Annotated in this window: 19 protein-coding genes and 1 pseudogene; 8 read left to right on the top strand and 12 right to left on the bottom strand. The window is 68.8% G+C overall.

Going from position 1 to position 19181, the window contains the following annotated elements; all coding sequences use genetic code 11:
• Positions 1 to 4: 4 nt before the first annotated feature.
• The 7 genes and pseudogenes from ACHMXA_RS13455 to ACHMXA_RS13485 all read right to left on the bottom strand — a co-directional run bounded on the left by ACHMXA_RS13455 (position 5) and on the right by ACHMXA_RS13485 (position 6106).
• Positions 5 to 667, bottom strand: a complete 663-nt coding sequence (locus tag ACHMXA_RS13455; protein ID WP_395320963.1) for an amino acid ABC transporter permease — start codon at positions 665 to 667, stop codon at positions 5 to 7.
• A gap of 15 nt (positions 668 to 682) precedes the next feature.
• Entirely contained in the window at positions 683 to 1483 is an 801-nt protein-coding gene (locus ACHMXA_RS13460) for a transporter substrate-binding domain-containing protein (protein WP_176664843.1), read from the bottom strand.
• Positions 1480 to 2247, bottom strand: a complete 768-nt coding sequence (locus ACHMXA_RS13465) for a GntR family transcriptional regulator (protein WP_176664844.1) — start codon at positions 2245 to 2247, stop codon at positions 1480 to 1482. The genes ACHMXA_RS13460 and ACHMXA_RS13465 overlap by 4 nt, the downstream gene beginning before the upstream one ends.
• A 99-nt stretch (positions 2248 to 2346) precedes the next feature.
• The gene (locus tag ACHMXA_RS13470; protein ID WP_176664845.1) at positions 2347 to 3678 is read right to left on the bottom strand and encodes an MFS transporter; all 1332 of its coding nucleotides are present in this window, start codon (positions 3676 to 3678) and stop codon (positions 2347 to 2349) included.
• Positions 3679 to 3707: 29 nt separating this feature from the next.
• Entirely contained in the window at positions 3708 to 4781 is a 1074-nt protein-coding gene (locus ACHMXA_RS13475; protein ID WP_176664846.1) for a hypothetical protein, read from the bottom strand.
• A gap of 35 nt (positions 4782 to 4816) precedes the next feature.
• Positions 4817 to 5591, bottom strand: a pseudogene (locus tag ACHMXA_RS13480) (SDR family NAD(P)-dependent oxidoreductase).
• Positions 5588 to 6106 carry an ester cyclase gene (locus tag ACHMXA_RS13485; protein ID WP_176664848.1) on the bottom strand — a complete coding sequence of 173 codons (519 nt, stop codon included), beginning with the start codon at positions 6104 to 6106 and terminating at the stop codon, positions 5588 to 5590. Before ACHMXA_RS13485 ends, ACHMXA_RS13480 begins: the two are co-directional and overlap by 4 nt.
• Before the next feature lie 142 nt (positions 6107 to 6248).
• Here ACHMXA_RS13485 and ACHMXA_RS13490 point away from each other — a divergent pair, with 142 nt between their 5' ends.
• Complete coding sequence (locus ACHMXA_RS13490) at positions 6249 to 6980, top strand: Crp/Fnr family transcriptional regulator (RefSeq protein WP_176664849.1); 732 nt, start codon at positions 6249 to 6251, stop codon at positions 6978 to 6980.
• 18 nt (positions 6981 to 6998) lie between these two features.
• On the opposite strand, the gene ACHMXA_RS13495 is transcribed toward ACHMXA_RS13490, so the two are convergent.
• Together ACHMXA_RS13495 and ACHMXA_RS13500 are read right to left on the bottom strand one after the other, a co-directional pair.
• Entirely contained in the window at positions 6999 to 7967 is a 969-nt protein-coding gene (locus ACHMXA_RS13495) for a tripartite tricarboxylate transporter substrate binding protein (RefSeq protein ID WP_176664850.1), read from the bottom strand.
• 43 nt (positions 7968 to 8010) lie between these two features.
• Entirely contained in the window at positions 8011 to 8451 is a 441-nt protein-coding gene (locus ACHMXA_RS13500) for an OsmC family protein (RefSeq protein WP_019654928.1), read from the bottom strand.
• Between the two features lie 238 nt (positions 8452 to 8689).
• On the opposite strand from ACHMXA_RS13500, the gene ACHMXA_RS13505 reads away from it, so the two are divergent.
• Positions 8690 to 10387 carry a long-chain fatty acid--CoA ligase gene (locus ACHMXA_RS13505; protein WP_176664852.1) on the top strand — a complete coding sequence of 566 codons (1698 nt, stop codon included), beginning with the start codon at positions 8690 to 8692 and terminating at the stop codon, positions 10385 to 10387.
• A 42-nt stretch (positions 10388 to 10429) separates the two neighbouring features.
• Here the strand turns inward: ACHMXA_RS13505 and ACHMXA_RS13510 are convergent, their stop codons facing one another.
• Positions 10430 to 10888 carry a tetratricopeptide repeat protein gene (locus ACHMXA_RS13510; protein ID WP_395320966.1) on the bottom strand — a complete coding sequence of 153 codons (459 nt, stop codon included), beginning with the start codon at positions 10886 to 10888 and terminating at the stop codon, positions 10430 to 10432.
• A 143-nt stretch (positions 10889 to 11031) separates the two neighbouring features.
• Here ACHMXA_RS13510 and ACHMXA_RS13515 point away from each other — a divergent pair, with 143 nt between their 5' ends.
• A complete protein-coding gene (locus tag ACHMXA_RS13515; RefSeq protein WP_176664854.1) occupies positions 11032 to 11583 on the top strand; it encodes a thermonuclease family protein in 552 nt (183 codons plus the stop codon).
• A gap of 94 nt (positions 11584 to 11677) precedes the next feature.
• The gene (locus tag ACHMXA_RS13520) at positions 11678 to 13615 is read left to right on the top strand and encodes a PhoX family phosphatase (RefSeq protein ID WP_176664855.1); all 1938 of its coding nucleotides are present in this window, start codon (positions 11678 to 11680) and stop codon (positions 13613 to 13615) included.
• A 12-nt stretch (positions 13616 to 13627) separates the two neighbouring features.
• On the opposite strand, the gene ACHMXA_RS13525 is transcribed toward ACHMXA_RS13520, so the two are convergent.
• Positions 13628 to 13870 carry a hypothetical protein gene (locus ACHMXA_RS13525; RefSeq protein WP_176664856.1) on the bottom strand — a complete coding sequence of 81 codons (243 nt, stop codon included), beginning with the start codon at positions 13868 to 13870 and terminating at the stop codon, positions 13628 to 13630.
• A 169-nt stretch (positions 13871 to 14039) separates the two neighbouring features.
• On the bottom strand, positions 14040 to 15386 hold the full coding sequence (locus ACHMXA_RS13530; RefSeq protein ID WP_176664857.1) for an NAD(P)/FAD-dependent oxidoreductase: 1347 nt from the start codon (positions 15384 to 15386) through the stop codon (positions 14040 to 14042).
• A gap of 177 nt (positions 15387 to 15563) precedes the next feature.
• Here ACHMXA_RS13530 and egtB point away from each other — a divergent pair, with 177 nt between their 5' ends.
• From egtB to ACHMXA_RS13550, 4 genes are all read left to right on the top strand, one after another.
• The gene (egtB, locus tag ACHMXA_RS13535) at positions 15564 to 16823 is read left to right on the top strand and encodes an ergothioneine biosynthesis protein EgtB (RefSeq protein WP_176664858.1); all 1260 of its coding nucleotides are present in this window, start codon (positions 15564 to 15566) and stop codon (positions 16821 to 16823) included.
• A 2-nt stretch (positions 16824 to 16825) separates the two neighbouring features.
• Positions 16826 to 17848 carry an L-histidine N(alpha)-methyltransferase gene (egtD, locus tag ACHMXA_RS13540; protein WP_176664859.1) on the top strand — a complete coding sequence of 341 codons (1023 nt, stop codon included), beginning with the start codon at positions 16826 to 16828 and terminating at the stop codon, positions 17846 to 17848.
• Between the two features lie 221 nt (positions 17849 to 18069).
• Positions 18070 to 18354, top strand: a complete 285-nt coding sequence (locus ACHMXA_RS13545) for a DUF427 domain-containing protein (RefSeq protein WP_176664860.1) — start codon at positions 18070 to 18072, stop codon at positions 18352 to 18354.
• On the top strand, positions 18351 to 19106 hold the full coding sequence (locus ACHMXA_RS13550) for a 2OG-Fe dioxygenase family protein (RefSeq protein WP_176664861.1): 756 nt from the start codon (positions 18351 to 18353) through the stop codon (positions 19104 to 19106). The genes ACHMXA_RS13545 and ACHMXA_RS13550 overlap by 4 nt, the downstream gene beginning before the upstream one ends.
• Positions 19107 to 19181: the final 75 nt, after the last annotated feature.

Genomic DNA, 19181 nt, shown 5'->3' on the forward strand with positions numbered 1-19181 from the left:
TCGCTCAGCGCCCGAAGAAGAACTTCGGCCCCGCCCAGTCGAGCAGCCGCCGCAGCGCCACCGACAGCGCCAGGTAGATCAGCGTGGCGACGATGAAGGCCTCGAAGGCGCGAAAGTTGCGGCTCTGGATGAGGTTGGCCGCGTAGCTCAGCTCCTCGGTGGAGATCTGCCCGCACACCGCCGAGCCCAGCATCACGATGACGATCTGGCTCACCATCGCGGGCCACACCTTCTTGAGCGCCGGCGGCAGCACCACGCGCAGGAACACCTGCGACTTGCTGAGCGCCAGGCTCACGGCGGCCTCGATCTGCCCCTTGGGCGTGGCCTCGATGCCGGCGCGGATGATCTCGGTGGAGTAGGCCCCCAGGTTCAGCACCATCGCGATCACCGAAGCCACCTCCGGCGTGAGCTTGACGCCCGCGGCCGGCAGCCCGAAGAAGATGAAGAAAAGCTGCACGATGAAGGGCGTGTTGCGGATCAGCTCCACGTACGTGCCCACGATGGCGCGCAGCCACTTCGGGCCGTCGGCGCGCGCCCACGCGCAGAAGGTGCCCACGATCATGCCCAGCACGGTGCCGACGGCGGTCAGGCCGATGGTCCACGCCACGCCGCGCAGCAGCAGCGGCCACTCGGAGAGCACCGCGCCGAAATCAAACTCGATGCCCATGGCCGCGCCGATCGATCAGACGGGGAGGTCGCCAGCGGCTTTGCCCAGCCACTTCTTGGACATGGCATCGAGCGTGCCGTCCTTCTTGGCGGCCGCGATGATCTCGTTGACCTTGGTCTTCAGCGCGGTCTCGCCCTTGGCGATGCCGACGAAGCACGGGCTGTCCTTCAGCAGCAGCTTGAACTCGGCGCTGACCTTCGGGTTCTTCGCGAGCATGTCGCCGGCGACGGCGGCGCTGGTCGCGAGGGTCTGCGTCTGGCCGGCCACGAAGGCGGCGATGGTCGCGTTGTTGTCCTCGAAGCGGCGGTAGTCGACGTTCGGCGGCGCCACCTTGTTCAGTTCCTGGTCTTCCATCGCGCCGCGCGTCACGGCCACGGTCTTGCCGGCCATGTCGGCGAAGCTGGTGAGCTTCATGCTCTTGGCTGCGTACACGGCCTGGAAGAAGGGCGCGTAGGCCGACGAGAAGTCGATCACCTTCTCGCGCTCGGGGTTCTTGCCCAGCGTGGAGATCACCAGGTCGGCCTTCTTGGTCTGCAGGTACGGGATGCGGTTGGCGCTGGTCACCGGCACCAGCTCGACCTTCACGCCCAGCTTGGCGGCGATGAGTTCGGCCATCTCGACGTCGAGGCCTTGCGGCTTCATGTTCTTGTCGACCGAGCCGTAGGGCGGGTAGTCCGTGGGCACTGCGATCTTGATCGTCTTGGCCTTGAGCACGTTGTCCAGCGCGTTCTGGGCGTGCGCGGCGCCGGCCGAGGCCAGCATGGCGGCGGAAGCGAGCGCCAGGGCGACGCGGCGTTTGGATGCAGAGAAGGTCATAGCAGGGCTCCTAGGTAAGTCGAAGAATCGGAATCGGGGGCTGCGCCGGGCTTGCGGCGCCTGCCTTTGGCTGCGGCGGGCGCAGCGGTCGTGTTCTGAAGCGGCGCCAGCGCGTCGCGCAACTGCGCCAGCGGGTCGGTGGGCGCCTGCACGCGCAGCGCCGACTGCACCGTGCCGATGTGCTCGGCCATCAGCGCCTCGGCGGCGGCGTGGTCGCCGCGCTCCAGCGCCGCGACGATGCGCACGTGGTCTTCGCAGGACTGCACCGCGTCGTGCGTGGACTGGTAGAGCATGGCGATCAGCGTGGTGCGCGCCGTGTAGTCGCGCAGCGTGTCGGCCAGCAGCGTGTTGCCCAGGCACTCGGCCAGGCAGACGTGGAAATCGCCCAGCAGGAAGCTGCGGTTGCCGACGTCGCTCTCTTTCAGTGCGGCCTTTTCACGCTGCAGGTGCGCCTTGAGCTGCCGCAGGGCGGTCTTCTCGATCTTGCCCACGCTTCGGATGAGCCCCAGTTCGATCACGCGCCGCGCCTCGAAGGCCTCGCGCGCCTCGTCCTGCGAGGGCTCGATGACGAACCAGCCGCGCCGCGCGCTCACCGTGACGATACCGCGCGCCGCCAGCCGCGTGAGCGCCTCGCGCACGATGGTGCGGCTGCAGTCGAACAGCATTGCCAGCTGCTGCTCGCCCAGGCGAGAACCCGGCGCGAGCTTCTGTGCCATCACCGCCTCGACGATGCGTGCACTGATTTCGGATGCGGAGATGGCCATATGCCTGCATACCAGCAGCTTCTGTGCCAACTGGTATGCAAGATTTGCGCACCTGAATGGAGCGCGACCCTGGTGCGGGGTCCCTGCGGATGCTCCGGTTCAGTGCCTGGCGCGGCCCAGCGCGCTGGCCGGCAGTGCCACAAGCATGAGCAATGCCGACAGCACCAGCGCCCCGCTCAGCACGTAGAGGCTGGCGGTGAAGCCGCCCGTGAGCGTCTTGAGCCAGCCGACCATCACCAGCCCCGCGCTGCCGCCGATGGTGCTGATGAGCGCGATGCCCGCCGCTGCCGCGCTCTTCGACATGAAATTGCCCGGCACCGCCCACAGCACGGTGAACGCCGCCGAGATGCCCATGGCCGCCAGCGCGAGGCACAGCACGGCGGCTATGGCGTCATGCATGAAGAGCGTCGTCAGCGCCAACCCGGCCGCGCCCGCGACCGCGCTGAGCGCGAAGTGCCAGCGCCGCTCCTTGCTGCGGTCGGAATGCCGGCCCACCACGATGTTGGCCGCGATGCCCGCCACCGCCGGAATCACCGAATAGAAGCCGATCTGCAGCACGCTCAGTCCCATCGACTTGAGGATCGTCGGCTGCCAGAACGACAGCGCGTAGATGCCCAGGATGATCAGGAACGACATGAAGCCGATCAGCCAGACCCGGCCGTCGCGCATCGCCGCGCCGAAGGTGTGGCGCCCGGCGGCGCCGTGCGCGGCCTGGTCTTCGGCCAGCAGGCGGGCCACGCGCTGCTTCTCGGCAGCGCTGAGCCAGGCCGCCTGCGCCGGGCCGTTCGACAGCCAGCCGAAGGCCGCGATGCCGAGCAGCACGCTCGGCAGTCCCTCCAGCAGGAAGAGCCACTGCCAGCCGCGCAGCGACAGCGCGCCGTCGAGGTACGTCATCGTCAGCCCCGCGATCGGCCCGGCCACGATGGGCGCCGCGCCGAAGGCCATGAAGAAGAGGGCCGTGGCCTGCGCGCGGCGGTGCGACGGAAACCACAGCGTCAGGTAGAACAGCACGCCCGGCGCGAAGCCGGCCTCGAACACGCCGATGAGAAAGCGCAGCACGTAGAACTGCGTGGGCGTCGTCGTGAACATCATCGCGGCCGAGGCCAGCCCCCACAGGCCCATGATGCGCAGCAGCGTCGCGCGCACGCCGATCTTCGCGAGCATCAGGTTGCTCGGAATCTCGAACACCGCGTAGCCGATGAAGAAGATGCCCGCGCCCAGGCCGAACACCGCGTCGCTGAAGCCGAGCTGCTCCTTCATCTGCAGCTGCGCGTAGCCGACGTTGGTGCGGTCCAGGTAGTTCAGCACGTAGCAGGCGCACAGCAGCGGCATCAGGCGCCAGGTGATCTTGCGGAAGAGGGCGGCGTCCTCGCGGGCGGTGGCGCCCGGGGAGGTACTTGCCTGCGCCCCGGCCAGGGTGGCTGTGTTCATCGTCTGTCTCCTCGTTGTCGGTCGTTCGGTCAGGCTTTCACCGGCGTTCCGAAGCTGGTCTCGCCCCAGAGGAAGCTGGCCGGCGCGCCCGGAAAGAGCCAGTGCGGCGTGCATTCCGCCGACGGCACCACGTTGCTGAAGCCGTGCGAGGAAGAAGTGCCCGCGAGCGTCTTCTCCAGCACCATCGACAGGTACTGGTCGTTGCTGCTTTCCTGCGTGTTGCCGTTGAGGATCACCTCCGCGCCGGTGGCCTGCGCATAGCGGCGGATGCCGTTGTGCCGCGACTGCAGCGGCGCCCAGCTGTCGGCCGACACGCCGTTCTCGCTGCTCACCCGCAGGCCGTCGGCGGCGCGATAGACCAGCGAATGGTTGCCTTCGGTGTGGCCCGGCGTGTGCACCAGCGCCAGCCCGCGGCCGAGCTGGATGCTGCCTTCGAAAGCCACGATTCGCTCGGCCGGAATGCCGTCGAGCCCGTGCGGGCAGTACCACTCGGCCTGCACCGGCATCAGGCCCTGCACGCTCGCGAGTTCCTGGCGGTGCACCAGCAGCTTGGCGTTCGGCAGCATCCCAGGCGTGCCGGCATCGCCCAGCCAGCGGCGCAGGTCCTGCGTGTGCAGGTGGTCGTAGGTGATGTAGTCGACCTGCTCCGGCGCGATGCCGCAGCTCGCCAGCGCCTGCGGCACGGTCCGGTAGACCGGCGCGATCGCCTTGTGCAAGAACTTCGGTGTCTGCTCGGCCAGGCGCTTGAAGTAAGGCGTCTCGTTGCCGGCCTCGAAGTCGGCCGGGGTGAACAGCAGCGTGCGCAGCCGGCCCTCGAAGTCGTCGTACTGGACCAGCACCGTGCGCGCCAGCAGATGCACCATGTGCGGCTTGAGCAGCTTCTGCGAGTACACGCCGGTGAAGGCGAACCACGCGGGATACGGAATGCGCAGCAGGTCGAAGCTGCGTGCGAAGCGCACCGGCGGCGCGTCGAGCAGGCGCTCGCGCAGGCCCTCGGCGGCGCGGCGGATGGCACGCAGGCGGTCCTGCGGCATGGCGGCGTTGCGCGCGCCGTCGAAATCAGCCAGCTGGGCGAAGCCGGTCGGGTCGGGGTCTCGGGTCATGGGAAGTTCTCCTTGGCTTTTTGGCGCGCAGGCGCTCAGTACATCGAGCGCCCGCCCGAGATGTCGAACACCGCGCCGGTGCTGAAGGAACAGTCGTCCGACGCGAGCCATGCCGCCATGGCGGCCACCTCGTCGACCTCCACGAAGCGCGCCATCGGCACGCGCGAGAGCAGGGCGATGCGCAACTGCTCGCGGTGTTCGGCCGGAACGGCAGCGAACACCTCGGTATCGGCCGCCGAGGGTGTGATGCAGTTCACCAGCACGCCCGAGGAAGCCAGCTCCTTGCCCAGCGACTTGGTGAGCGCGATGAGCCCGGCCTTCGAGGCGGAGTAGGCGGCGTTGAAGCCGTTGCCCTCCTTGCCCGCGACCGAGGCTATGTTGACGATGCGGCCGCGCCGCCGCTCGAGCATCGCCGGTGCCACTGCCCGGCAGCACAGCCATGCGCCCGTGAGGTTGACGTCGAGCACGTTGCGCCACTGCGCCGGCGTGTGCTCCCAGGCCGGCACGGTCGGCCCGAGCACCCCGGCGTTGTTGACGAGGATGTCGATGCCGCCAAAGCGCTCCTGCGACTGCGCGGCCGCGCGGGCGATCTGGTCTTCTTCACGCACATCGACGACTGCCGACGCGGCGGTGCCGAGCGGCGCGAGCGTCTCCAGGGCATCGGCGAGCGCCAGCGCATCGAGGTCCCAGAGCGCGACGCTCGCGCCGGCCGCCAGGTAGTGCCGCGCAATCGCCAACCCGATGCCCGCGCGCGCCGCCGGTCACGATGGCATGCCGGCCGGCGAGCGCATCGCCGCGCAGCGCGTTCATGCCGCGGCCGTTTCGGGAGTGCGCGAGGCGGCCGGCTGGCCCAGCAGCCCCGCCACCAGCGCGCCGACCTGTTCTGCCGGCACGCCCGCCAGCAGCTGCCGCAGCATCGTCAGGGTGTCGAAGTAGACGCGCTCGCACACCAGCCGGTCGCCCTCGAAGATGAAGAAGGCGTTCATCCGGCAGCGGAAGCTGTTGCCGGTGGGCGGCAGGCCCTTGAGCGGGCCCTTGTGCGTGCCCAGCAGCCAGAACTCGACGATCACCGAATCGTCGGCGTGGCGCAGCTGGATGATCTCGTGGCGCTGGTCTGGAAAGGCACGGCGCGTGTCGATGTAGTACTGGCGCACCTCGGCGATGCCGTCGTGCACCTCGCCGCTGGGAACCAGCTCGTAGTGCGGATGTGGGAAGGTGCCGAGCACCGCGTCGAAGTCCTGCCGGGTCTCGTCGGCGAAGTGGTCGAGCACGAGGCGCTCGCGGCGGGCCTGGAGTGCTGTGCGTGGGGTGTCGTCTTTGCTCATCGGGGTGTGCTCCATGTGACAGGAATGGCTGCTGACATCGGGTTGGCGCGAATGCGCCGCTCCGGGCTCGCTGCGTACTATCGGCACGCCCCTGAAACAAGACTGTCCGGTGTTGGCAATCGACGCTACGGACAAACCCGCGATGCCACGCACGCCCCCTTCATCCCCCGACACGGCCCCGGACGCGCAGCCATCGCCGGTGCACAACGGCGACATGCGGCTGGCCGAGGACGTGCAGCGGCGCCTGCTCGAAGTGGCGCACCGGCGCACGCTGGCGCGCGGCGAATCGCTCTTCCACAAGGGCTCGTCGCCCGACGCGCTCTTTGGCGTGGTGGCCGGTTCTCTGCGCGTGAGCGTGGTGGCGCCGGGCGGACGCGAGGCGGTGATCGCGATGCTCGAACCCGGCCACTGGTTCGGCGAGGTGTCGCTGCTGGTGGGGCGCGAGCGCGTCTACGACACCTGCGCAGTCGACACCACCGAGATGGCCGTGGTCGCTGCGGCCGACTTCCATCGCCTCGTGGCCGAGCATCCCGACGTGCACATGGCCTTCACCCGGCTGGTGTGCCTGCGGCTGCGCCAGGCGCTGGCGTGGATCGACGACGTGATCCTGATGCCGCTGCCGGTGCGGCTCGCGCACCGCCTGCTCACGCTGGACGCGCGCGCGGAGGGCACGGGCGAGGGCGCGGACAAGGGAGGCAGCGCGCTGCTGGGCGTGTCGCAGGAAGACCTGTCGTTCATGCTCGGCGTGTCGCGCCAGAGCGTGAACCGGCAGCTCAAGCTGTGGGAGGAGGACGGCACACTGCGCGTGCGCTACCGCGCCATCGAGCTGCTGGACCGCGCACGGCTCGAGCGGCACGCGGCCACGCCGCCCTGAGCGGCGTTCTGCGCGGGATCAGTCCATCCGCGCGCCGGATGCCTTCACCGCCTTCTCCCAGCGCGGTGTTTCCGTCGCGAGGAAGCGCGCGAAATCCTCGCTGCCCAGGAAGGCCGGGTCTGCGCCCTGGCTCACCATGCGCTCGCGCACCTCGGGGTTGTTCAGCACCTGCTTGAAGGCGTCGCTCAGCTTGGCGACCACGTCCTTGGGCGTGTCCTTCGGCGCGAGGAAACCGTAGAAGCCCACCACCTCGAAGCCCTTGACGCCCGATTCTATGACGGTCGGGATCTCGGGCAGGGCGGGGTTGCGCTCGCGGCTGGTCACGGCCAGTGCGCGCACCTTGCCCTGCTTGTGATAGTTGGCCGCCTGCGGGATCGACTCGGCCATGAACTGCACCTGCCCGCCCATCAGGTCGGTGAAGGCCGGGGCGCTGCCGCGGTAGGGGATGTGCACCATGAAGATGCCGGTGGCGGTCTTGAACATCTCCGGCACCAGGTGGCTGATGCCGCCGTTGCCGGCCGAGCCGTAGTTGACCTGGCCGGGCCGCGCCTTGGCGTAGTCGATGAACTGCTTCAGGTTCTGCACCGGCAGCTTGGGGGTGACCAAGAGCGCCAGCGGCTGCATCGCGGTGCGCGCGATGGGCACGAAGTCGCGCTGCGTGTTGTAGGGCAGCTTGCTGTAGAGCGCACCGTTGATCACCGCCACGCCGGTGTTGGCCAGCATGAGCGTGTAGCCGTCGGCCGGGCTCTTGGCGACTGCATCGGCGCCCACCGAGCCGCCCGCGCCGGGCTTGTAGTCGACGATCAGCGGCTGGCCCAGCACGGCCTGCAGCTTGTCGGTCAGCAGGCGCGCGTGCTGGTCGAGCGGGCCGCCGGCCGGGAAGCCGATGACGATCTTGATCGGCTTGTCGGGAAAGGCGGCCATTGCCGCCGTGGCGCCGAGGCCGAGGGAAAGGGCCGCGAGCGCGGTCCGCAGGGGCTTGTTCATGATCCGTCTCCTTTTTGTTGGGAGACGATCATAAGCAGCGCCTTCAGCCGGCCAGCGTGGCTTTCAGCGTGATCTCCGGCACGCTCGCCAGCGCCTTCGACAGCGGGCAGCCGGCCTTGGCTGCGGCCGCGATCTGCTGGAATTTCGCCTCGTCGAGGTTGGGCACGCTGGCGTCGAGTTCGAGCGCGATGCGGTCGATCTTGAAGCCGTCGCCGTCCTTGGCCAGCCGCACGGCCGCGCGGGTGTCGATCTTCGTGGCCGCCAGGCCTTCCCGCTCCAGCGCGAAGGCGAAGGCCATCGTGAAGCAGGCGGCGTGCGCGGCGCCGACGATTTCCTCGGGGTTGGTGCCGCGCTTGTCGTCCTCGAAGCGGCTGGCGAAGCCGTAGGGGTAGTCCTTGAGGGCGCCGGTCTCGGTGCTGACCAGGCCCTTGCCGGTCTTGCCGGCGCCTTCCCAGTGAACGCTCGCGTGCTTTTCTGCTGCCATGGAAGCTCCTTCGTTTGGGTGGGTGGATGGGGGGAAAGGAGAAGAGCCTGCAGGTATCGCGCGGAAGGCGGCGCCTGTCTGTAGTCGCAGAGCGCATCCGGCAGGGCCGGGCATGTGAGAAAAATTGGCGTCACCTAGGCGACGCCCCCGGGGGCTTCCCCGATGCGAGCGGCGGACGTGGCGGCTTAGGCTGGCGGGCATCCATCTTCCCGCCCTCCCGCCCCCGACCGTGACCACCATGGAACAACGCCCGCATTACAAGTTCTGGCCCAAGCGCCTCCCGCACTCGATCACCGTCCCCGCCACCTCGCTCTGGCACAACCTGGCCACCTCGGCCGCGCGCTACCCCGACAAGCCCGCGCTGGTGTTCTTCGGCCGCGTGACCAGCTACCGCGAGTTCGCCGCCCAGGTCGACCGGCTGGCCGGCACGCTGCATGCGCTGGGCGTGAAGCGCGGCGACCGCGTGATGCTGGACATGCAGAACTGCCCGCAGCTGGTGATCGCGCATTTCGCGATCCTGCGCGCCAACGCGGTGGTGGTGCCGGTCAACCCGATGAACCGGGCCGAGGAGCTCAAGCACTACATCACCGACCCCGACGCCAAGGTGGCCCTCATCACCGGCGACCTGGCGCCCGAGCTGGCCAAGGCCAGCAACGCGCTGCCGCCCGAGCAGCGGCTCGACCACATGATCGTGACCCAGTTCACCGACGCCTTCGACGCCGACGCCTCGGGCGACGATGCCCCGGCGCCCGCCTGGAAGGAATGGCTCACCACCCGCCACCCGCTGCCCGCGCTCGATGGCGGCACGGTCATCGCCTGGACCGACGCGCTAGAGGCCGGCCACCCGCCGCCCGAGCACGTGGTGGGAGCCAACGACATGGCGCTGCTGCCCTACACCAGCGGCACCACCGGCCTGCCCAAGGGCTGCATCCACAACCACTCCAGCCTGATGCACAACGCCGTCGCCGGCCAGATGTGGGGCGGCTCCACCTCCGAGACGGTGGTGCTGGCCGTGGTGCCGATGTTCCACATCACCGGCGTGGTGAGCATGATGCACACCGCCATCCTCGCGGCGGCCACGCTGATCATCATGCCGCGCTGGGACCGCGACGTGGCCGGCCGGCTCATCTCGCGCTGGAAGGTCACGGCCTGGACCAACATCCCGACCATGGTCATCGACCTGATGGCCAGCCCCAACTTCAAGGACTACGACCTGTCGAGCATGACCTACATCGGCGGCGGCGGGGCCGCCATGCCGCAGGCCGTGGCGCAGCGCCTCCTCGAGCAGTACGGCCTGAAGTACCAGGAGGGCTACGGCCTGACCGAGACCGCCGCTCCATCGCACACCAACCCCTCGGACCACCCCAAGCAGCAGTGCCTGGGCATCCCGTTCATGAGCACCGACGCGCGCGTGGTCGACCCCGACACGCTCAAGGAAATGCCCATCGGCGAATCGGGCGAGATCATCATCCACGGCCCCGAGGTGTTCCAGGGCTACTGGAAGCGCCCCGACGCCACGGCCACCGCCTTCGTCGAATTCGAGGGCAAGCGCTTCTTCCGCTCGGGCGACATGGGCCGCATGGACGAGGACGGCTACTTCTTCATCACCGACCGCCTCAAGCGCATGATCAACGCGAGCGGCTTCAAGGTGTGGCCCGCCGAGGTCGAGCTGCTGATGTTCCGCCACCCGGCCATCCAGGAAGCCTGCGTCATCTCGACCAAGGACGACTACCGCGGCGAATCCGTCAAGGCCGTGGTGGTGCTGCGCCCCACCCACAAGGACACCACCGAGCAGCAGATCATCGACTGGTGCCGCGAGAACATGGCCGTCTACAAGATCCCGCGCAAGGTGCAGTTCGTCGACGCGCTGCCCAAGAGCGGGAGCGGGAAGGTGATGTGGCGGCTGCTGCAGGAGGCGGAGAGCGAGGCGAAGTGAGGCGAAACGAGATCGGGGCCTTTCACTTGCGGCCCAGCGATTTCAGCAGCTTCCCGGCTTCTTCTTTCCCGCTGGCGTGACGGATGCCGCCGCCACCGCCTTCGTGAGGTAGTCGACAACCTTGCGGTGGTTCTTGTGCGGGCCTTCCCAGAGGAAGAGGCGGCCCAGTTCCAGTGCCGCGTCGCCATCGCCTCCGGCGTAGGCGCGCTCGAACCAGAAGCGGGCCCAGCGGAAGTTGCCTTCGTCGCGGTAGCAGATGGCGAGGTTGGCGCAGCCCGCCACGTCGCCCGCCTTGGCCGCCTTGCGGTACCACTGGCGGGCGGCGGTGCTGTCCTGCCTCACGCCGATGCCGTGGTCGAGGAAGTAGCCGACGCTGTTGAGCGCATGCGTCTCGCCAGCGGCCGCCGCCTTGAGGAACAGCGACAGCGCCTTCTTGTGCGCGCCGGAGTCCCATGCGTCGTTGGCGGCGGAAAACCAGTCGTCCCGGGTGGGTTCCTGCATGTGCGGGGTCTCCTTCGAAGCGGCCGTTCCGCAAAGAACGCGAGAAAGAAAAAAACTGTGTCCCGATCTTTGCCGGCGCACGGATCACTTAGCCTTGATCGGTTTGGCGATTCTGCCAATCTCCAGGTCTTTCCGGCTCCTTCATGCACTTTCGCGCGCTGCTTTCCAGTCTTCTCCTCTTCGCCCTTCCTCTTTTCTCCCAGGCCGCACCCCGCGACTGCCTCGTCGTCGGCATCAGCGACGGCGACACACTCACCGCCCGCTGCGGGCGCATCGGCGCCTACGAGCGCGTGAAGGTGCGCATCGCCGCCATCGACGCGCCGGAAAAAGCCCAGCCCTACGGCCAGCGCAGCCGGCAGGCGCTGAGCAGCATCTGCTTTCGCGAGCAGGCGCTCATCACCGAGATCGACACCGACCGCTACGGCCGCACCGTCGCCGACGTGAGCTGCAACGGCGAGGACGCCGGCAGCCGAATGGTGGCCGACGGCTGGGCCTGGGTGTACGACTACAACCGCCTTGCCACCAGGCGCGGCGGCGGGCTCTTCAAGCTGCAGGAAAGCGCCCGGGCCCGGCGCGCGGGCCTCTGGGCCGACCCTCGCCCGACGCCGCCCTGGGAGTGGCGCAAGGAGCAGCGCGAGGAGCTGCGGGAAGGGCAGCCGCACTGGGGCGGCAGCCATTGGGGCAGGCTCTTCTGATTGCCCCCGGGGCCTCTGCGACCGGCCTCATGTCACGGCGGATTCACGGGAGGGCAGGACCATGTCGGGTTCCCACAATCCCCGCGACAACGACATGGCAAAAGACTTCGCCCGCATGGAAGACTCCAATCCCTGCGCCAACCCCACCATCCATGAAGTTTCCGACCCGGCCCGGCGCGTGTTCGTGCGCGGCGGCATGGCGGCGGCGGTAGCCGGGCTCTTCGGCCCGCTGGCGGCCGGCACGCTGGCCGGCTGCGCCACCACCGGCGGCAGTGGCGGCAACGTGAGCGGCGTGGGCCGCGCCATCGGCTTCAAGAGCGTGCCCATGGCGGCCGTCGACACCGTGGTCGTGCCCGAGGGCTACAGCACGCAGGTTCTCTACCGCTGGGGCGACCCGACCGGCATCGCGGGCGCCATGCCCGCCTTCAAGGCCGACGGCTCCAACACCGCCGAAGAGCAGGCGCTGCAGGCCGGCATGCACCACGACGGCATGGCCTTCTTTCCGCTCGAAGGCTCCAGCCGCGGCCTGCTGGTTCTGAACCACGAGTACGTCGACGACGGCCTGCTGCACCCCGACGGCATGAAGACCTGGACGCCAGAGAAAGTGCGCAAGTCGATGAACGCGCACGGCGTGTCGGTCATCGAACTGCAGCGCGACGGCGCCGGCAGGTGGACCCAGCTCACGCCTTCGCGCTTCGCCCGCCGCGTCACCGCGCTCACCCCGATGACGCTGACCGGCCCCGCCGCCGGCCACGCCATGCTGCGCACCGCTGCCGATCCCTCCGGCACGCAGGTGCTGGGCACCTTCAACAATTGCTCCAACGGCCACACGCCGTGGGGTACCTACCTCACCTGCGAGGAGAACTTCGCCGACTACTTCGAGGGCACCGACACGCCCGACGCCCACCAGAAGCGCTGGGGCATCAGGAAGGGCAACGGCGCCAAGTACCGCTGGCACGAGCACGAGGCGCGCTTCGACGTGTCGAAGCACCCCAACGAATCGAACCGCTACGGCTGGGTGGTCGAGATCGACCCGCAGGACCCCGCCTCCACGCCGCGCAAGCGCACCGCGCTGGGCCGCGCCGCGCACGAGGGCGCCGCCACCGCGCTCACCGACGACGGCCGCGCCGTGATCTACATGGGCGAGGACTCGCGCTTCGAATACATCTACAAGTTCGTGAGCCGAGACGCGGTCAAGCCCGGCGGCGCAGCCGCCAACCGCGACCTGCTCGACCACGGCACGCTGTACGTGGCGCGCTTCGACGTGGACGGCACCGGCGAATGGCTGCCGCTCACGCAGGGCAAGGGCGGCCTCGTGGCCGACAAGGGCTTCGCGACCCAGGGCGACGTGCTCATCAAGGCGCGCCAGGCCAGCGACCTGCTGGGCGCCACGAAGATGGACCGTCCCGAATGGACCACGGTGGACCCGCTTACCAAGGAGGTCTACTGCACGCTCACCAACAACAGCAACCGCGGCGGCGCCGGCCAGCCCTTCATGGACGCGGCCAACCCGCGCTCCAACAACACGATGGGCCAGATCATCCGCTGGAAGGAAAGCGGCGACCTCGACGCGACCAAGTTCGCCTGGAACCACCTCGTGCTCGCGGGCGACCCGAAGCAGGTGCGCTACGAGGCGCAGGGCAACGTCAAGGGCGACTTCTTCGGCAGCCCCGACGGCCTGATGGTCGATGCGCGCGGCGTGCTGTGGATCGAGACCGACGTGTCGACATCGACGCTGGGCAAGGGCGAGTACGCCAACATGCCCAACAACCAGATGCTGGCCTGCGACCCGACCAAGGGCGAGATCCGCCGCTTCCTGCTCGGCCCGGCCGGCTGCGAGATCACCGGCCTCACCGCCACGCCCGACCTGCGCACGCTATTCATCAACATCCAGCACCCGGGCGAGCCCGCCAACGAGCGCAGCGACCCCGATCGCCCGCTCGCCGTGTCGAAGTGGCCCGACGGCGCAGGCCGGCCGCGCTCGGCGACCATTGCCATCACCAAGAACGACGGCGGCGTGATCGGGACCTGAAGAAGGCGCCCCTCAGCAGCTTCCCCAGCATCGCAGCGAGGGCACGAAAAGCCCCGCCGCGAAGCTGACGGCGCAGAAGAACAGTAGGATCAGCGCCGCCAGCTTCAGCCCCTGGGCGCTCCAGCGCGGTGCAAAGGTGCTGATGAGGCCCGAGGCGAAGCTGCCTTCGAGCCGCTGCGCGCCGCCCCAGCGCAGCACCCAGAGGCAGAACAGCGCTTCGGCGGCATGCGCTGCGATCCATAGGGTCAGAGACATGGAAGGCCCATTTTTCTGCCCCGCGTTCGCGTGACCCGCGACGCATAGAACTGGCGCAGCCGGTTGGCGGGACACCGCGGAACCGGCTTTGCCGGCCCGCCGGTGTCGCCCCCGGTGAGGGGGTTGGCGAAGCGACACGAAGTGCGCGAAGCCTGGGGGAGTTCCACGGTCAGGATTCGCTCTTGCCTTGCACATCGGCTACCACGCGAGCGTTGCGCTGGAAGCTCCAGTAGGCGCTGGCCCAGTCCATCATCACGACGATGCGGTTGCGGAAGCCGATCAGGAAGTACGCGTGCGCGAACAGCCAGAACAGCCATGCGAGCCGGCCGCTGAAGCGCAGCGGGCCGAAAGGCGTGCCCAGGTCGACCACCGCGGAATTGCGGCCGATGGTGGCGAGGTTGCCGTAGTCGGCATAGCGGAACGGCACCGTCGGCTGGCCCGCGATGCGGCGCAGGATGTTGGCTGCCGCCGCGCGCCCCATCTGCTTGGCGCCGGGCGACACGCCCGGCACGGGCTTGGGCGGCTTGCCGGGCGCATGGCTCATGGCGGCGGCGAGGTCGCCGACCACGCTGATCTCCGGGTGGCCCGCGAGGCTCAGGTCGGGCTCGACCTTGATGCGGCCCGCGCGGTCGCATTCGACGCCCGTGGCGGTGCCCAGCATGCGGCCCAGCGGCGAGGCCGCCACGCCGGCCGCCCACACCACGCAGCTGCTATCGATTCGGTAGCTGGTGACAGGCGCTCCGTCTGCGCCGCCACCGGTCTGCACTTCGAGCCCGTTGGCATCGATGGCGGTCACGCGCGCGTTCAGGCGCACTTCGACGCCCAGTCTTTCCAACTGCTCGAGCGCCTTCTGGCTCAGCGATTCGGGCATGGCCTGGAGCACGCGCGGGCCGCCCTCGACCAGCAGCACCTGCGCGCTGCCGGGGTCGATGTGGCGGAACTCGCCCGACAGCGTGTGCTTGGCGATCTCGGCCAGCGTGCCCGCCATCTCGACGCCCGTGGGCCCGGCGCCGATCACCACGAAGGTGAGCAGGGCGCGGCGGCGCTCCAGGTCGGCCGTGATCTCGGCGTTCTCGAACGACAGCAGCACGCGGCGGCGGATCTCGAAGGCGTCGGCCAGCGTCTTCAGCCCGGGCGCGACGGTGGACCACTCGTCGTGGCCGAAGTAGCTGTGCGTGGCGCCGGCCGCAACGATCAGGTGGTCGTAGGGCACGCGGTCGCCGTTGGCCAGGTGCACCGACCGGGTGGACGGATCGATGCCGCTCACCTCTCCCAGCAGCGTGGTGATGTTCGGCTGCTTGCGAAAGAGCCCGCGCACAGGCGCCGCGATGGACGGAGCTGCGAGTCCCGCGGTCGCCACCTGGTACAGCAGCGGCTGGAACAGGTGGTGGTTGGTCTTGTCGATCACCGTCACGTCGACGTCTGACTTCTGCAGCTTGCGCGCCGCTTCGAGTCCGCCGAATCCGCAGCCGACGATGACGACTTTGGGCCTGCCCGAGGGGTTGATCGTTTGCATGCGTCGGATGATACGCAGCCGCCCTGCACGCCCCGGCGTCTTGTGCCACAGTGGCTGCCCCTTGCGCTCGTTTGCGCTCTTTGCCGAAGTCGCGGCGGCAGGCCTGCGGCGTTTTGTCCTACGCGCCGCCGCGACCCGGATGGGCTACAACTTGCGGCTGACCCGACTGGAGATTCCATGACGCTTTCCCGGCCGATCACTCAGGCGGCGGGCGCGCTGCGCGACAGGTTCCGCGAAGTGCGCGCCACGAGCCTGGCGCTTGCCGCCCCGCTTTCCGCCGAAGACCAGTGCATCCAGTCCATGCCCGACGCGAGCCCCACCAAGTGGCACCTCGCGCACACCACCTGGTTCTTCGAAAGCGTGCTGCTGCAGCCGCATGCCGGCGGCTACCAGCCTTTCGACGCGCGCTTCCTCTACCTCTTCAACTCGTACTACGAGGCGCTCGGCCCGCGCCATCCGCGCCCGCAGCGCGGCCTGCTCACGCGGCCCTCTCTGGAGGAGGTGCACGAATACCGCCGCCATGTGGACGAGGCGGTGGTGGCGCTGCTCGAGGACGGCGGCTTCGACTGGACCGTGATCGAGCCCATCGTCACGCTGGGCCTGAACCACGAGCAGCAGCACCAGGAGCTGCTGCTCACCGACATCCTGCATGCGTTCTCGTGCAACCCCATGCTGCCCGCCTACAAGCCGGCAGGCGGGCCCGCCCTGCGGCTTGCCGCCGTGCCGCCCGCGATGCGCTGGATCGAGCAGCCCGGCGGCATGGTCGAGGTGGGGCACGACGGCACGGGCTTTTCCTTCGACAACGAGACGCCGCGCCACCGCGCGCTGCTGCAGCCCTACGCGATTGCCGATCGCCTCGTGAACTGCGGCGACTACGCCCAGTTCATCGCGGACGGCGGCTACCAGCGGCCCGAGCTGTGGCTGTCCGACGGCTGGGCCGCGGTGCAGGCCAACGGCTGGCGGCATCCGGCCTGCTGGCTGGCGCAGGACGATCCGAGGCTGCGCTTCGCCGGGTCTTCGTCGCCGCAGAGCGCCGGCGGCTGGCATGTGTTCGGCCTGCACGGCGTGCGGCCGATGGAGGCGGATGCACCCGTGTCGCAGCTCAGCTTCTACGAGGCCGCCGCATACGCCGAATGGGCCGGCGCGCGGCTGCCGACCGAGTTCGAATGGGAAGCCGCATGCGACGCGCCGGGCATCTCGCAGATGACGGGGCACGTCTGGCAATGGACGCGGTCGTCGTACGACCCGTACCCGGGCTTCAGGCCGCTGGCGGGCATCGCGGCCGAATACAACGGAAAGTTCATGGTGGGGCAACTGGTGCTGCGCGGCAGCAGCGTCGCCACGCCAGCCGGGCATGCGCGGCCCAGCTATCGCAACTTCTTCCCGCCGGCGGCGCGCTGGCAGTTCACGGGGCTGCGGCTCGCGAAAGACCTCTGATCATGCGCAATCCAATTTCCTCGTCCTCGCTGTCGTCCTTCGTGCCCGCGACGGCACGGCAGAAGCCGGCAGCGTCGCCCTCGCAAGCGGCGGCTGCGACGCCGCCTCTGTCGGAGTTCGGCCGCGAGATGCAGGCGGGGCTCGCGCGCTCGCCGCGCAGCGTCTCGCCGAAATTCTTCTACGACGTGGCCGGCTCGCAGCTGTTCGACCGCATCTGCGAGCTGCCCGAGTACTACCCGACGCGCACCGAGTTGCGCATCCTCGGCGAGTGCGCCGGCGAGATCGCCGGGCAGATCGGGCCGAACGCGGAGATCGTCGAGTTCGGCGCGGGGTCGCTCACCAAGGTGCGGCTGCTTCTCGATGCACTGGAAACGCCCAGGCGCTACCTGCCCATCGACATTTCAGGTGAGCACCTGGAGGCGGCGGCCGCGCGGCTGAAGGCGGACTATCCGGAGCTGGTGGTGCAGCCCATCGCTGCGGACTACACGATGCCCTTGGTGCTGCCCGCGCCGATGGCTGGCTCCGGTCGCCGTGTGGGGTTCTTTCCGGGCTCGACCATCGGGAACTTCGAACCTGACGAGGCGCTGGCCTTCCTGCAGCTGGCTGCGCGGATGCTGCGCGGGGGCGGGTTGCTGATCGGGGTCGATCTGGTGAAGGATCCGGCGCGGCTGCATGCTGCGTACAACGATGCACAGGGGGTGACTGCGGAGTTCAACCTCAATCTGTTGCGGCGTGCGAATGCCGAACTGGATGCCGACTTCGATCTCGATGGGTTCTCGCATGCGGCGTTCTATAACGCGCCTCGGCAGAGGATCGAGATGCACCTTGTGAGCCGGCGGGATCAGAGCGTTTGCCTGAACGGGCAAGTGTTCGGGTTTGCCGAAGGGGAGACTATTCATACGGAGTACTCGCACAAGTTCACTGTGGAAGGGCTTCGGGGGCTGGCTGTGAGGGCTGGGTTTCGGCCTGGGGCGGTTTGGACTGATCCGGAGAGGCTCTTCAGCGTTCATTGGCTGGCTGCTTAGCCTTGTGAGGGGTTTGCTTCCCGGGGCCGAGACCCGGCCTCGGGAAGCAATCACCCAACAGCGTCCCACCGAGGCAAGGCCAACGAAAGTGAAGCCGGCCCCCGGCTCCAGAATCCAAACCCTCTACAGGGTAGATAGAAGCCAAGGAAGCCCAACCCCGCAGCAGCGGCACAATATCCTTCGAAAGCGGCACCCGGCCGCCCCCGGAGACCCCAAGCACCATGAAAGCAACCTGGAACGGCGTAACCATCGCCGAAAGCGACGACACCGTCCTCGTCGAAGGCAACCATTACTTCCCGATGAGCTCGCTCAACCGCGACTTCGTCACCTTCAGCAACCACAGATCCACCTGCCCCTGGAAGGGCACCGCGAGCTACTACTCGCTCCTGGTCAACGGCGAGCTCAACACCGATGCCGCCTGGTACTACGCCGATCCGAAGCCCGAAGCCGAAGAGATCCGCGACCGCGTCGCGTTCTGGAAGGACGTGAAGGTCAGCGCCCAGTGACCACCGCCGCCTTCGCTCCTCCGTTCATCGCCCCGGCCGAGCTGCCCGCCGCGCTGCGCGACCAGGGCTATGCCGTGCTGAGCCCGCAGGGCGTCAGCGAATGGCTCGGCGTTCCGATCTCGCAGCTCGAGGCACTGCACGCCGACTGGAATGGCCTTCCGCCCGACGACTACCTGAAGGACGGCGGCCGCTACCGTACGCGGCGCCATGCCTGCTTCACGGTCGAGGCCGACGCGCAGGCCTCGCTGGCGCAGGTGCCGCATCGCGCGCACTGGCAGCCGGTCGAATACAACGCGCTGCACGGCGGCATGCAGCGCTGGTTCGCGCCGATGCTCGAGGGCACCGTTGCACAGCCCGTGTGGCAGCGGCTGCTGCAGCAGCTCGGCAGGGCCAGCAGCGAGATGCGCGGCTCGGCGCAGCGCTGGTACGTGGAAGCGCACCAGTTCCGCATCGACACCGCCGGCGGCATCGGCCGCCCCACGCCCGAGGGGGCGCACCGCGATGGCGTGGATCTGGTGGCGGTGGCGCTCGTGGGGCGGCACGGCATCAAGGGCGGCGAGACGCGCGTGTTCGAAGCCAACGGGCGTCGCGGCGAGCGCTTCACGATGACCGAGCCGTGGACGCTGCTGCTGCTCGACGACGCGCGCGTGATCCACGAGTCGACGCCGATCCAGCCGCTCGAAGAGGGCGGCGAAGGCTGGCGCGACACGCTGGTGATCACCTGCCGGGCAGAGGGTTTCCAGGGGGATTGACGCCCTGCAATACGGGGGCTTGCCCTTGCTGGTACGAGTCCTACAGCCCGCGCCGAGCAACAGCGGTTAAATTCG

Origin of the sequence: Variovorax sp. UC74_104, from assembly GCF_044055375.1 — a bacterium.
In the GTDB taxonomy this organism is placed as follows: Bacteria; Pseudomonadota; Gammaproteobacteria; order Burkholderiales; family Burkholderiaceae_C; genus Variovorax.

Coding starts and splice junctions, on each gene's coding strand:
- ACHMXA_RS13510 (WP_395320966.1), bottom strand. CDS start 10,888: ATGCAGGAACCCACCCGGGACGACTGGTTTTCCGCCGCCAACGACGCA.
- egtD (WP_176664859.1), top strand. CDS start 16,826: ATGCGCAATCCAATTTCCTCGTCCTCGCTGTCGTCCTTCGTGCCCGCG.
- ACHMXA_RS13475 (WP_176664846.1), bottom strand. CDS start 4,781: ATGACCCGAGACCCCGACCCGACCGGCTTCGCCCAGCTGGCTGATTTC.
- ACHMXA_RS13530 (WP_176664857.1), bottom strand. CDS start 15,386: ATGCAAACGATCAACCCCTCGGGCAGGCCCAAAGTCGTCATCGTCGGC.
- ACHMXA_RS13525 (WP_176664856.1), bottom strand. CDS start 13,870: ATGTCTCTGACCCTATGGATCGCAGCGCATGCCGCCGAAGCGCTGTTC.
- ACHMXA_RS13520 (WP_176664855.1), top strand. CDS start 11,678: ATGGCAAAAGACTTCGCCCGCATGGAAGACTCCAATCCCTGCGCCAAC.
- ACHMXA_RS13495 (WP_176664850.1), bottom strand. CDS start 7,967: ATGAACAAGCCCCTGCGGACCGCGCTCGCGGCCCTTTCCCTCGGCCTC.
- ACHMXA_RS13505 (WP_176664852.1), top strand. CDS start 8,690: ATGGAACAACGCCCGCATTACAAGTTCTGGCCCAAGCGCCTCCCGCAC.
- ACHMXA_RS13485 (WP_176664848.1), bottom strand. CDS start 6,106: ATGAGCAAAGACGACACCCCACGCACAGCACTCCAGGCCCGCCGCGAG.
- ACHMXA_RS13455 (WP_395320963.1), bottom strand. CDS start 667: ATGGGCATCGAGTTTGATTTCGGCGCGGTGCTCTCCGAGTGGCCGCTG.
- ACHMXA_RS13465 (WP_176664844.1), bottom strand. CDS start 2,247: ATGGCCATCTCCGCATCCGAAATCAGTGCACGCATCGTCGAGGCGGTG.
- ACHMXA_RS13500 (WP_019654928.1), bottom strand. CDS start 8,451: ATGGCAGCAGAAAAGCACGCGAGCGTTCACTGGGAAGGCGCCGGCAAG.
- ACHMXA_RS13545 (WP_176664860.1), top strand. CDS start 18,070: ATGAAAGCAACCTGGAACGGCGTAACCATCGCCGAAAGCGACGACACC.
- ACHMXA_RS13460 (WP_176664843.1), bottom strand. CDS start 1,483: ATGACCTTCTCTGCATCCAAACGCCGCGTCGCCCTGGCGCTCGCTTCC.
- ACHMXA_RS13470 (WP_176664845.1), bottom strand. CDS start 3,678: ATGAACACAGCCACCCTGGCCGGGGCGCAGGCAAGTACCTCCCCGGGC.
- ACHMXA_RS13490 (WP_176664849.1), top strand. CDS start 6,249: ATGCCACGCACGCCCCCTTCATCCCCCGACACGGCCCCGGACGCGCAG.
- ACHMXA_RS13515 (WP_176664854.1), top strand. CDS start 11,032: ATGCACTTTCGCGCGCTGCTTTCCAGTCTTCTCCTCTTCGCCCTTCCT.
- egtB (WP_176664858.1), top strand. CDS start 15,564: ATGACGCTTTCCCGGCCGATCACTCAGGCGGCGGGCGCGCTGCGCGAC.